At 56.2% G+C, this 12,533-nt stretch carries 13 protein-coding genes and 1 tRNA gene; 11 read left to right on the top strand and 3 right to left on the bottom strand.

What is annotated here, in order from left to right; all coding sequences use genetic code 11:
- Window positions 1-23 precede the first annotated feature (23 nt).
- Window positions 24-587 (bottom strand): hypothetical protein, encoded by a 564-nt coding sequence (locus tag ACR0B5_RS13375; protein WP_480541043.1) that lies wholly within the window; start codon window positions 585-587, stop codon window positions 24-26.
- 117 nt (window positions 588-704) lie between these two features.
- On the opposite strand from ACR0B5_RS13375, the gene ACR0B5_RS13380 reads away from it, so the two are divergent.
- The 4 genes from ACR0B5_RS13380 (at window position 705) to ACR0B5_RS13395 (ending at window position 1,934) form a co-directional block, all read left to right on the top strand.
- Window positions 705-794, top strand: a tRNA-Ser gene (locus ACR0B5_RS13380).
- 134 nt (window positions 795-928) lie between these two features.
- The gene (locus ACR0B5_RS13385; RefSeq protein ID WP_480541045.1) at window positions 929-1,255 is read left to right on the top strand and encodes an Arm DNA-binding domain-containing protein; all 327 of its coding nucleotides are present in this window, start codon (window positions 929-931) and stop codon (window positions 1,253-1,255) included.
- A 65-nt stretch (window positions 1,256-1,320) separates the two neighbouring features.
- Complete coding sequence (locus ACR0B5_RS13390; RefSeq protein WP_480541047.1) at window positions 1,321-1,539, top strand: phage integrase central domain-containing protein; 219 nt, start codon at window positions 1,321-1,323, stop codon at window positions 1,537-1,539.
- Window positions 1,540-1,658: 119 nt separating this feature from the next.
- On the top strand, window positions 1,659-1,934 hold the full coding sequence (locus ACR0B5_RS13395; RefSeq protein ID WP_480541049.1) for a hypothetical protein: 276 nt from the start codon (window positions 1,659-1,661) through the stop codon (window positions 1,932-1,934).
- Window positions 1,935-2,197: 263 nt separating this feature from the next.
- Here the strand turns inward: ACR0B5_RS13395 and ACR0B5_RS13400 are convergent, their stop codons facing one another.
- The gene (locus ACR0B5_RS13400) at window positions 2,198-3,841 is read right to left on the bottom strand and encodes a N,N-dimethylformamidase beta subunit family domain-containing protein (protein WP_480541051.1); all 1,644 of its coding nucleotides are present in this window, start codon (window positions 3,839-3,841) and stop codon (window positions 2,198-2,200) included.
- Between the two features lie 4 nt (window positions 3,842-3,845).
- Window positions 3,846-6,326 carry a CoA transferase gene (locus ACR0B5_RS13405; RefSeq protein ID WP_480541053.1) on the bottom strand — a complete coding sequence of 827 codons (2,481 nt, stop codon included), beginning with the start codon at window positions 6,324-6,326 and terminating at the stop codon, window positions 3,846-3,848.
- Window positions 6,327-6,408: 82 nt separating this feature from the next.
- On the opposite strand from ACR0B5_RS13405, the gene ACR0B5_RS13410 reads away from it, so the two are divergent.
- The 7 genes from ACR0B5_RS13410 to ACR0B5_RS13440 all read left to right on the top strand — a co-directional run bounded on the left by ACR0B5_RS13410 (window position 6,409) and on the right by ACR0B5_RS13440 (window position 12,471).
- Entirely contained in the window at window positions 6,409-7,164 is a 756-nt protein-coding gene (locus ACR0B5_RS13410; protein ID WP_480541055.1) for a DJ-1/PfpI family protein, read from the top strand.
- Window positions 7,165-7,170: 6 nt separating this feature from the next.
- Complete coding sequence (locus ACR0B5_RS13415) at window positions 7,171-7,362, top strand: helix-turn-helix domain-containing protein (RefSeq protein ID WP_480541057.1); 192 nt, start codon at window positions 7,171-7,173, stop codon at window positions 7,360-7,362.
- 601 nt (window positions 7,363-7,963) lie between these two features.
- Entirely contained in the window at window positions 7,964-9,097 is a 1,134-nt protein-coding gene (locus ACR0B5_RS13420; RefSeq protein ID WP_480541059.1) for an ABC transporter substrate-binding protein, read from the top strand.
- Between the two features lie 50 nt (window positions 9,098-9,147).
- The gene (locus ACR0B5_RS13425; protein ID WP_170474981.1) at window positions 9,148-10,068 is read left to right on the top strand and encodes a branched-chain amino acid ABC transporter permease; all 921 of its coding nucleotides are present in this window, start codon (window positions 9,148-9,150) and stop codon (window positions 10,066-10,068) included.
- A complete protein-coding gene (locus tag ACR0B5_RS13430; RefSeq protein WP_480541061.1) occupies window positions 10,065-11,042 on the top strand; it encodes a branched-chain amino acid ABC transporter permease in 978 nt (325 codons plus the stop codon). Before ACR0B5_RS13425 ends, ACR0B5_RS13430 begins: the two co-directional genes overlap by 4 nt.
- Window positions 11,039-11,788: an ABC transporter ATP-binding protein gene (locus ACR0B5_RS13435; RefSeq protein WP_480541063.1), complete on the top strand. Its 750-nt coding sequence runs from the start codon at window positions 11,039-11,041 to the stop codon at window positions 11,786-11,788. The genes ACR0B5_RS13430 and ACR0B5_RS13435 overlap by 4 nt, the downstream gene beginning before the upstream one ends.
- On the top strand, window positions 11,785-12,471 hold the full coding sequence (locus tag ACR0B5_RS13440; protein ID WP_480541065.1) for an ABC transporter ATP-binding protein: 687 nt from the start codon (window positions 11,785-11,787) through the stop codon (window positions 12,469-12,471). The genes ACR0B5_RS13435 and ACR0B5_RS13440 overlap by 4 nt, the downstream gene beginning before the upstream one ends.
- Window positions 12,472-12,533 lie beyond the last annotated feature (62 nt).

The following is a 12,533-nucleotide window of genomic DNA, read 5'->3' on the forward strand; positions in this document are numbered from 1 at the left end:
TCGACGAACTTCAGCGATTGATGTTACAAAGTGCTGTCATCACGTTTGGTCGCTCTTACCCATGCCTCCTTGGGGACTTGCACAGTTTTCAAATCCAAAGTTCTTGGACGGTCGAACCCGAATGCCCGATACCGACCTGATTTTAGCTTTTGGATCAGTTCTTGCGTGCACATTTTCAAAAGTTCATGTTTTGGTTTTCCGAGATCGCATATTTTTTTTGCGCTGTAAGCGAATAACTCTAAACCTTCGTAGCCCTGCGATTTACCTTCTCCAGCAGCGTCTTTTAAGTCTTCGATCCAAAGCTTGTTGCCAGCATGTTCGTTGGCTGCTTTCCTCTCCTTTTTATAGAAGTCTGCTGCGTATGTCCTTGGGCAATCTGAAAGCCAAAAAGAGCACTTCCAAAGCTCCATGTAGTCCGTCACCGCGCGCCTCTTGTCTTTTGAAGGAAACCTTACTGAGACCGTCGCGTGATCTAAAGTCTCGGAACTGGGGTTGCATGCAACGGCTATACCCAAAAGTTTCGATTCTGTTGCTGTTTCATCATGTTCGTGAATTGTGCTACGTAGGATGAACCGGTCGATGCCCATAGTCAAACAGAGCCATTTTCGCGCTATTTCAATAGCTTCGCGTTGGCATGTAAAAAATTCCTATCCCTTAAGAAATGGCCTTGTACTTCCGTTGCTTACACGGATATACCCGTCGGCGGAGACGTGGCCGAGTGGTCGAAGGCGCTCCCCTGCTAAGGGAGTAGGCGGGAAACCGTCTCGAGGGTTCGAATCCCTTCGTCTCCGCCACATACCTATTTTCGGTGAATTGGCACGGCTTTTCTAACTTGCCGAATGCAAAAAAAACCTGTGTTTACGGTCTCATAGTATCATATTGAGTTTTACTAAGTTGTCCTAAGTATTTTTCATTGAGTTGTTTATTCATGGCGGCGCTCAGCGGGAAGCTGGTAGAGAATCAAGGCCCGGGTCGGCATGCCGACGTTTCTGGTTTGTATTTTGTTGTTGATTGCTCTGGTGAGCGGCGCTGGATCGTTCGCGTAACGGTCAAAGGGCAGAAGAACCGCAAGGGCGTGCCGGTACGCACGGATTTCGGGTTGGGCAGCGCGGACGTTGTAACTCTGAGCCAAGCCCGAGAACGAGCCCTCAAATACCAGCGAATGGTGAAAGCAGGGTTGAACCACGTTTTAACGCCTAGCGCGAAATCCCGACCTTCGAAGAGCTCAGCCGACAAGTTCATATTGACCGAATGACGACATGGAAGAATGCCAAGCATGGACAGCAATGACTCAACACCTTGCGCTACTATGCACTCCCCATGATCGGACGCGAGCCAGTCGGTAGCATTGATCAGCCCGAAGTGTTGATGTGCCTCTCCCCGATCTGGACAGATAAAAACGAGACAGCAAAGCGACTTTCGCAGCGGATCAAAACGGTATTCGATGTAGCGAAGCCCCAGGGGTTTCGCTCGGGCGATAACCCGGCAACTGCGATTCGCGACGGCAAGGTGCTGCCCAAAGTCAACGTTAAGATGTAGCACCATTACGCGATGCCGTGGCCGGAGGTACCTGCGTTCTATGCCCAGTTGCAGACGCATTCGGCCATGGTCGCCAAGGCGCTTGCAGTTCACCATTCTAAGCGCTTGCCGAACTGGAGATGAAATGGCCCGAGGTCGATGTCGATACGCGTCTGTGGACCGTCCCGGCGGAGCGCATGAAGGGGCAAGTCCATCGTGTTCCTCTGACCGACGACGTGTTGGCCATTTTGGAACTGCTGCGTGCATTGGCCTCTGAATATGTGTTCGAGGTGCAAAAGCGGCTTGGCTACCAAACGGCTCAGGAACGCGCCCAGATGCGCGGCAACGTCGAAGTCCGCTGGCAAGAAGTGCCGCGCGTCCGCTGTTCGAGGCTGAAGTGCTTGTCGCATGTATAGGGCTAAAGGTGGACACGCTGCTAAGCTAAGCCAGCCATCTTGGAAACGCGGAGACAGATCGCGATATGCCAAAGAAGTGCGCAAGATGATTTATGACCTTATCCGCGCCAACGAGTAACTACAGAAATTAATCGACTGAACAAGGAATGAAAAGTAGAAGGCCGAGCAGGCACTTGTGCCAAAGGCAGCGAATAACTGCTCAGAGCATTTATTGACCGATGCTGTGTTTTGAATAGAGGTCCGCTTCAAGTAAGACGCAGAAGCTACAGGGAGCGCCCCCTCGATTTGCCAAACCTGTTCAAGACGTTGCGTGTGATCTGTTCGACTTGGTCGTCCTGCCGGATCAGGCCCGCGACCCATTCGCAGGTCGCAGCGGTGAATATCTCGCCCTTGCCACGCGGCCACGAGATGATCATTCCGTTGCCGCGTTTGCAGGCGTCCAAGGTTTCGGGCGTGACCTCTCCGAAGAGCACCTGCGCTTTGAACGCCGCATCCGCTGACCCGATGTAGAGCGTTTCACCCCAAATACCGTGATCGGCCTCGATATTGGTTGCGAGCCCCATTGCGAGGATGTCGATCTCCGGCACGGCACCATCCGTGCAGGTCGGAAAGGGCAACCCATCCTCGAAACGGTAGTCCAGCCCGTCAACCTCGTAGCCGAAAATCCGCGACCGCGCGCCCAGCACGTCTCCATAACCGAGCCCGGCTCCGTCAAAGGCCCAATGGTCGGAGCGGTAAATCGTAAAGCCGCCCGCACCGCCGCCAACACAGTTGCCAAGACCGGCATAGACGCCGCGCAGGGCGTTGACACCGAAGGTCAACGCGCCGGGACGATTGACTGGGTGCACCTCGAACGCACCCGAGACAAGGTGCTCTTGATCAGTCTCCATCAGAGGGTCCTGATCTGCGATGTATTTGTAGCAAACCTGAGTGCGGCCTTCGTCCTCGATCCGGGTCTGCCACAAGAAATTCCCGGCAAACCGAGCGACATGGCCCCCGGAATCGACATAGGCATCGACAGCATCGCGCATGTCCGCGCTCCAGTATTCATCGTGGCCAACGAAAACGGCACAGGCATAGCGGTTCAGAAGAGCAGGGTCGCGGTACAGATCGTGCTGTGTGACCATGTCGAATGCATATCCCTCAGCCTCGGCCCAACGGGCGAAATGACGTTCGTAGCTTGCCCAGCCCGCCGAAGCGTATTTCTTGGAATAGCCATAGGCATAGGCCCACTCCATGTAGGGATAGCGCACCATCTCGTCAGGCTTGGTCGGCTGTTCGCGCAACGCACGCGGTGCGCCCTCGGGCAGTTTGCAGAACCCCCGCGTCCATGGCCTCTGTGTGGAGACGATTGGTGAAAAAGCATCGCCATTCGGCCCTGTGATACCCTCATAGTGATTGGACCCGCCCCAGCAATTATAGGCTAGCCAGGTGCCCGTTGCACAAACCAAAACATAGGTCGGTGGCGCAGCATCTGGCGCGGTTCTGATTAGAATGACATGGTGTTCTTCAACCACATCATCGCCCTTCCGGGCGCGAAAAGTGACCAGATAACCGCCGGGTGCCCAATCATCGGGGATGGTGAAGGCATAGGACTCGGGCCAACCACAGCCTTTGACCGAGCAATCCCGCGGCGTTGGATGATGCGCCCCCGACAGGCCGTTCTTGGTCAGTAGTGGCTCATAGAGTTGCCCGTCGCGGCCGATCTCAAGCTCCCATTCCGTTGCCGTGGTGGACACGTGCAGCGCAACGCGGTCCCCGGGTGCATAGCTCATTTCTGGGGTGTAGCCCCATATTTCCAGAACCGCCTCGTCACGCGCCGGGCCGATATAGTAGTTATCAAGGATATGGCGCGCCTTTGCACGGCTACGCGGCGTGGTCGCCGGTCCGGGGTGGTCCTGTGTCATATGTCTACTCCGGCAAATACTTATCCGACCAGCTTTCGGCAGCTGCGCCATTTTCGATCATGTGCCCGATTTCCTCGTTCGTATAGCCTAGCCGTGCGAGGATTTCGCGCGTGTCCTGCCCGTATTTCGGAGCGGGTCCGGGGATCGTGATAGAGGCTTTCTCGGGCCGCACCGCATTGGGCGCGACAAGGTCGACCCACTTCCCCATCGGGTGCTGATCATGGCGCACCGCGCGGAAGGTCGCCTTTGAGATGTCGATCCTACCGTCGCTTTCGAACTGCAGGCCTGCGTCGCGCGTGTCATGGAGGGAACCAAGAGGCGTGATACCCACCGAGCCGGCGGCAAAGACGTGCATCCAGTCTGTCACCGGTTTTTGCGCAAACCGCTCGGCAAGGTCGGCTTCCAATTCGGTGTCATCCTTTCCGACGAGATCGGACAGATCAGGCACCCGTTTAAGGGCCGCTTCCCGCTCTGTCGGGGCAGCAAAGAACATCCAGCCATCGGCGGCGGCATAACAGCGATAGAACGGCCCCCAACCTCGCACCTCGCGTCCTGAAGGCTCGTCGAACGCTGGACGCCCTTCGAAATCATACATGAATTGCGCCTGGATCATTTCACCTGCAGCGGCCAGTGAGGCGCGGGCAACACCACCTTTACCGGTCACCCTTAACCGTTCCAGCGCCGCTCCGAGGGCCACGCAGGCACAATGCCCGGTCAGCGCGTCGATCGTACCGAAATGAGCGTGCTCCTCGGGTGTCTCCGGCCCGCCACCAAAGCGGGTCATCACACCTGTCGCGGCTTGCGCGAGATCGTCATAGCCAAGGTGATCCGATTTCGGCCCCCGACGCGGTCCGCCCCACGCATCAAGCTGCACCAGAATGAGACGCGGGTTGATTTCATTCAGTCGCGCTTCGCTCAGGCCCAGTGCATCACGTTGTTGATCGGTGCCGTTCATGGTTATCACATCGGCCCGCTCCACCATTCGCCAAAGCGCCTCTTGCCCCTGTTCCGAGCGCAGATCGAGCAACACGCTTTTCTTGCCTCGCTGCGCATGCAACCCGAACACCACCGCGTTCCACGGATCGACTGAAGGCTGCACGGGCTGGACCAGCGTAACCTGCGCCCCGAACCGCACCAGTGTAGACCCGATGGTCGGTCCGGCAATGACGTTTGTCAGATCCAGCACCTTCAGCCCGTCAAGCCAGAGGCCTTTGCCGTCGCCGCCCACGGGCATTCGCGGCGTCTCTGCAAGAACACCGCTCAGTGCATCCCGAAAGTCGTCCCGCTGTGGCCCTGCGGCTTTATCCATTGCGCCTGGATCATCGGCCAGCCAAGCGACGTTGCCCATCTGCCGCATCTGCCCATGGCGGGGATCGTCAAGCGCGACCACCAGCCCCGAGGCCAACGCGTGGGGGTCGGCCAGCCATTCGGCCGTGCAGCGTTGTGCTGTCGCCGGAGCCTTGGCCGCGCCGAACAACTCTTCCCATTCATGCGAGGGACGGGTCAGGAATGCTGCTTTCATCGCATCAGCCAATCGCCTGCGATCGCCTACCCCCACCGGATAGTTGCGCAAAGCCCATTCCGCGGGCCAATCCGCCTGATCGACATAGACATCAAAATCCGGCAATTCCTTCAACAGATCGCCAAGACCGAGAACCTCCAGCACTCTTTGGGGATGGTTCACGATCGAGCAAGACACGATGTAAAACCCGCGCCCATCGGCACAGGTATAGGTGCGGTAGAACGGATCAAGAAATTCGGACAGCTCGGCAAAGCTCAGGTTGTTGGGCAGGCCTTCGCGCGCGCGCCGCTCCAACTCCAACTCACGCGGAGATTTGTAGCGCTCGGGGTAGCCCTCGATCTGTTCGCAATTGTAAACCAGCCCCTCCAGCAGGGCAGACGCAAGCGGTACTTCGATGTGGTCGCCTCCCATCCGGGGCCGCGCGGCCAACGCAAATAGGACCGACATCGCGCCGAATGCGGCACCATAGGCCGAGGCCAGTCCCAGCGGAGTAAAGGAAGGATTGATCCCCATCAACCGACGATTCAACCCCATGTCGGTGAATTGCCCAGTGCGCGCCGCGATCACCGCCTCCCAGGCTGCCAATCCGGCGAGTTCGGGATCGGTCGACGCAAATCCGGGAAGCGAAAGCGAGACGATGTCGGCGTTCACATGCCTGAGCGCCTCCGGCCCAAGCCCCAGCCGCTCCATCACGCCGGGACGGAAGTTCTCGATCACCACGTCAGCGCGGCGAACCAGATCTAGCGCCGTATTGCGTCCGTCGGCTGTCTTGAGATCAAGCGCGAGCGCACGCTTGCCACGCGATAACATGTCGAAAGCGGGGTCCTGCCACCTGGGTCCACCTGGCGGATCAATGCGGATCACCTCGGCCCCGAGATCGGCCAGCATCATCCCGACCAACGGTCCGGCCAGAAAATGCCCAAAATCAAGGACACGAATGTGGGAAAGCGGGCGGTTCTGCATGGTTACTGGATCCTGTTCCGACGGTTTACCCCTACAAATCTATGAAATTGTCTGGGCATGTTTCATATTCATCCTGCCAAAAATGAGATCAATTCTGCCAATGCATCCCATCCACGTCTCTGTTTTCCTGTGCAATGCCTTTTCCAATATGGTGCTTGCATGCCTGCTTGAACCGTTGCGGGTGGTGCGCGATCAAACCGGTGCAGATATCCGCAGGAATATCCTGACGGACGGCGACCGTACCGTAAGCAGTTCCAGCGGTCTGAGCGTTTCGCCGGAAATGTCGATGGTAGACGCGCCCAAACCCGATCTGGTCATTATCATTGGTGGCGACGCCTTTCGCGACTCCAGGGGCGTGACCCCAGCCCGCAGTCTTGGACAATTGATGCAGGGCGCAACGTTGATTGCAGCCGATACCGGTGCCTGGGTGTTGGCGCGGGGCGGGTTTCTGAACGCTCGGAATGCCACGTTGCACTGGCAGCTTCTTGAGGAATTCGCCGAGGAGTTTCACGAAGTTGAGGTCCTTCCCGATCGCCATGTGCAAGACGTCCGTTTCTGGACATGCGGCAGCGCGGCGGCGGCGTTTGATCTGATGTTACAATTCATTCGAGATAAGTTCGGCGCCTCGGTCGCATTTGATGCCGGTGCAATGTTCCTACACGATAACGCCAGACGGCACGGCGCCTCATATCCCGATCAGGCATTGTCGCAAGCGGTGTCCCCGAAGCTCAAACGTGTCGTTGTGCTCATGTCCGAAGCGCTCGAAACAACGCAGTTTATCCCCGCCCTGGCGGAACAGGCACACATATCCGAACGGTCCTTACGCCGTTTGTTCTAGGCGGAATTGCAGACGACGCCTGGGCGATACTACTTGCTGCTTCGCCTGGCCCGCGCCCGCGAGTTGCTTCGACATAGTAACCTCTCACCCGATCAAATCGCTTTGCGTTGCGGTTTTGCGAGTTCGACCACCCTGACACGTAGTCTTCGCAAAAATTTTGTATCCGATCCGCTTCAGGATCGTCGGACAAATTTGTGACCTTTCCAACTCACGCATTGGCAATACGCCCCAAAGTGTAAACAAGGCATTTTAGAACTCCGCTGAGCATGGCCGTCACCAATTGGCACGCGCAAATCCAGTCGTTGGCCAGCCCTTCCCTGATTTGCGCTTTGTCCGCATAGGGGTCATAGACGTTTTCTTTCCGGCGTCTGTGATCGCCCGAAGCGGTCATTGGAAGCGGAGAGTTCGGTTTTGTGTCCTAGAATGACCGCTCAGCGGCACTTAAATGTCGTCTGAGCAAATCACTCAAATGATTGAGTCGAGCCCGCAGCATACTAATTAACTGTAACAGTTGTTTCCGTGTCGCGACTCGGCAATTTAGCAAATCCCATTCTACGATCAGGGATCATGGGCTCCAATTTAGCTTGCCGCCTCGCAACGCCGCCTCGAATTCTGCGGATTTAGGTACTGATAACCAATTTAAGCCCTAGAGATTCAAAGCTTGCACTGGACATTGCCTTTGTGAACAGGAAAGCATCTCAATAAAGACTGTTTGCGAAAGCGGGCCTCGCTGTAGCAAATTCAAATACGGCCGGGCAAATTCAGCCTGCGATAGCAAGAAACAACATGGGGGGAACTTATGACGTATAAATCGATTGCCATTGCCGCATCCATCGGGTTGCTGGCCACAGGGGCATTCGCTGAGACCAAGGTAGGTATGATAACTACTCTGTCCGGTGGTGGTGCCGGCTTGGGGATCGATGTGCGCGACGGTTTCATGCTGGGTATCAAGCAATCCGGGCGGGATGACATCGAAGTCGTCGTCGAAGATGATCAGCGTAAACCCGACGTCGCCGTGCAGCTTGCTGACAAGATGATCCAATCCGAGAAGGTTGATATCCTGACGGGCATTATCTGGTCGAACCTCGCAATGGCGGTTGTTCCGGCGGCAACGGCCCAAGGTAAGTTCTATTTGTCGCCGAATGCCGGACCGTCTGCGTTGGCCGGTCAGGGCTGTCATGAAAACTACTTCAACGTCGCCTGGCAGAACGACAATCTGCACGAAGCAGCTGGCGCCTATGCCAACACAGCAGGACATAGCAACAGCTTCATCCTCGCCCCGAACTATCCGGCGGGTAAGGACGCTTTGACCGGGTACAAGCGGTTCTTCGAAGGCGATCTTGCCGGCGAGATTTATACCGAGCTTGGCCAAACGGATTATGCAGCCGAGATTGCGCAAATCCGTGCGTCCGGAGCAGACAGTGTCTTTTTCTTCCTTCCTGGCGGAATGGGGATTTCGTTTCTCAAGCAATATGCGGATAGCGGGGTTGATCTGCCCGTGGTGGGTCCGGCGTTTTCGTTCGATCAGGGCATCCTTCAAGCCGTCGGACCCGCAGCACTTGGGATTGTGAATACCAGCCAATGGAACAAGGATATCGACAATCCAGCAAATGTCGCGTTCGTTGAAAGCTTTGTTGCCGAATACGGACGGCTTCCGTCTCTCTACGCGAGCCAAGGCTTTGACACGGCACAGTTGATCGTTTCGGCGCTGGGATCGGCGGACGTCTCGGATCAAGACGCGTTCAGAGATGCATTGCGTGCGGCTGAATTCGACAGCACACGTGGCGACTTTGCGTTTGGTCAAAACCACCATCCAATTCAGACTATCTATGCGCGCGAAGTCATTCAGGAAGGGGATGTATTCACCAACCGGATCATTGGTGTGGCGTTGGAAAACCACTCGGACGCCTACGCGGCAGACTGTAAAATGTAATCGGAGGGCCGCCCCCAACTAAATGGCGGCGGCCCGTTTTTGCTCGAACCGTGACTTTAATCCTTATCGCCGAGCAGATTCTGAACGGAATACAGTTCGGCTTCATGCTCTTTCTCATGGCAGCAGGCCTGACGCTTATCTTCGGCGTGATGGGCCTAATAAATCTTGCACACGGATCGCTCTACATGGTCGGCGCTTTTGCGGCTGCGGCGGCCGCTGCGGCGACGGGGTCGTTCTTGGCGGCTGTTGCAGCTGCCATTGCAGCGGCGGCTATGGCCGGGGTCATCGTCGAATTGGCAGTCATTCGTCGGCTCTATGCCCGCGATCACCTCGAGCAAGTGCTTGCGACTTTTGCGCTGATACTGATTTTCTCTGAGGGTACGCGATGGATCTTCGGTTCATTCCCGCTATTTCTCGATATTCCGAGCTATCTGTCCGGTCCCGTTTTATTGCCAGGCGGCATTCAGTATCCGCTATATCGCCTCGTACTCATCCTTGTAGGGCTTTTGGTGGCGGTTGGACTGTGGCTCTTCATCTCACGGACCCGCATTGGCATTCAGATTCGTGCCGGAGAAAATGACCGCGAAATGATTGCAGCACTCGGTGTTGATATCGGCAGCTTGTACACGTTTGTTTTCGCGCTCGGAGCAGCGCTCGCCGGATTAGCGGGAGCACTTGTAGGTGCCATCCAATCGGTCCAGATCGGAATGGGTGAGCCGATCCTGATCCTTGCTTTCGTCGTCATAGTGATCGGGGGCATCGGGTCCATTCGCGGGGCGCTTATCGGCAGTTTGCTGGTTGGATTGACCGATACCCTGGGCGGCATCTTCCTGCCGGAACTGTTCAAACTGTTCGTGGCGCCAGATGTTGCAACGTCGACTGGTTCGGCATTGGCATCAATGTCGATTTACGTTCTTATGGCTGGCGTGCTGATCTGGAGACCGACCGGGCTGTTCGGGGCACGCGCATGATCCCAGAAAAAGCACTAAACGTCATTCTCATGAGCCTGCTTCTTTGTGTGCCGCTTTGGGCTTGGGTCTCGGACGAACCCTTCACAATTACGTTGGCGACCCGCGCGGTCATCTTCGCTCTGGCCGCGGTTGGCCTCAATATCGCGCTTGGGCTTGGAGGGCTCGTGAGCCTCGGGCACGCGGTCTTCTTTGGGATTGGCGGCTATGCGATGGGTATTCTGGCGTTTCACGCGCAGACGTATTCGCCATTGATGGAATGGCCGTTCACGATTTCTGGCACCAAGCTCATGCCTGTGATCTGGTTGGTGGCAATACTGTTTTCAGGTGCTACCGCCTTTGTAATCGGGCTTCTGTCGCTTCGAACTTCCGGCGTATATTTCATCATGATCACGCTGGCTTTCGGGCAAATGTTTTTTTTCTTTGCAATCAGCTGGCCCGCTTATGGCGGAGAAGACGGCCTTTCCATCTACATTCGAAATTCGTTCCCGGGGATGAACACGCTTGATCCCATTCAGTTCTTTGGGATCTGTTTTTCAATTCTGAGCCTAATTCTTTGGCTAAATGTGCGGCTCGTAAAATCGCCCTTTGGGCTTGCGTTAAACGCGGCGCGGCAAAGTCCCGAGCGGGTAGAGGCGGTCGGACTTGATCCGTTTCGGCTGAGACTGATCGCGTTGGTGATTTCCGGTATGATCTGTGGGCTGGCAGGGGCGCTTTTTGCCGATCTTAATCGCTTCGTCAGTCCCACGATGTTCAGCTGGCAGATGTCAGGTGAACTGATCGTTTTCATAATCCTCGGAGGGCTGGGCCGGACGTTCGGACCGGTCGCAGGCGCGACTCTGTTCGTCGTACTCGAACACGCGCTTGGAGGCATTAGCGAATATTTCCTATTCTTTCTTGGATTACTTTTGTTGGCGGTCGTCCTTTTCGCCCGCGGCGGCCTTTACGGCGTCCTCACGGGAAGGTCTGACCGATGATGCGGCCCGTTTTGCAAGTTGAAGGTCTTACTCGACACTTTGGCGCCCTGATTGCAAATGACGACGTGACATTGGACCTGAGGCCCCGCGAAGTTCACGCCGTGATCGGCCCGAACGGGGCAGGTAAATCAACACTTATCGCTCAGATCTGCGGCGGCCTGAAGTCTGACGCAGGCTCGGTTCGCCTTCTGGGCCAGGATATCACCCACGAGACCACGAAAAACCGTGCAAGGCTCGGGCTCGGACGCACCTTCCAGATTTCCGCTCTAGCGTTAGAGGACACTGTCTTGCAAAATGCGATGCTGGGCGCACTTGGGGCCAAAGGCCGACCCTGGCAATTCTTCCTACCCGTTCTTGGCGACAAAAACCTGCGCGATCATGCAGAGAATGCACTGCGTCGCGTGGGCTTGATGGACTTTGCAGACAAGCGAACAGGCGAACTCAGCCATGGTCAGCGCCGCCAACTGGAAGTCGCAGTTGCGCTGACCCTAGAACCAAAGGTGTTCATACTGGACGAGCCAATGGCCGGTTTAAGCGCGGAAGGCACGCAGCTGCTCACGAACCTGCTGAGCGACTTGCGAAATCAGGCCCCGATCCTGCTTGTGGAACACGACATGGATGTCGTCTTCAAATTGGCTGACCGAATAACGGTTCTTGATTACGGGCGTGTGATTGCCTCCGGATCAGTCGAAGATATTCGCAAAAATCCAATAGTTCAGCGCGCCTATCTTGGAGAGAACCCATGAGCCTTCTTTCCATCTCCGGCCTTGTCGCAAGCTATGGCAAAAGCCAAGCCCTCTTTGGCGTTGATCTGACGATCGAAGCGGGCCAAGTCGTCGCCCTTATGGGGCGCAATGGTATGGGCAAGACGACCACCGTTCGCGCTATTTGCAGAATGATCGGAAGCAAAGGCTCGATGGTGTTTGCCGGCACCGACATTCTTAGACTGTCGAGCCACCAAGTGGCAAGGTTGGGCATCGGCCTTGTCCCAGAAGGCCGCCGCGCATTTCGCGATCTAACGGTGCGTGAGAATCTCGCAGCTGTGTCCCGGCCTGGCCATTGGGATATAGACAAGGTCGTTGCGCTTTTCCCGCGTCTCAGCGAACGCGCCGATCAGCTTGCGGGCTCTTTGTCAGGCGGGGAGCAGCAAATGCTGGTCATCGGGCGCGCTTTAGTCACCAATCCACGCTTACTCATATTGGATGAGGCTACGGAAGGGCTTGCGCCAAATATCAGGCGAGAAATTTGGGTGACTGTTGAGCAACTGAAACGGGAAACTGGTCTTTCAATTCTGGTAGTTGACAAATCGCTTAGCGAATTGCGAGCGGTCTGTGATCACGCGACAATCCTTGAGCGTGGCAGATCGGTCTGGTCAGGCGCAATGGGCGATCTGGATAGTGAAATCAGCCAGCGGCATCTCGGTGTGTAGTTGGTACAAATGAACAAGCTTTGACAGCTGCCACGCAGCCACCAAATCGTTTTTGATGTTTG

It is taken from the genome of Ruegeria sp. AG1, from assembly GCF_056541705.1.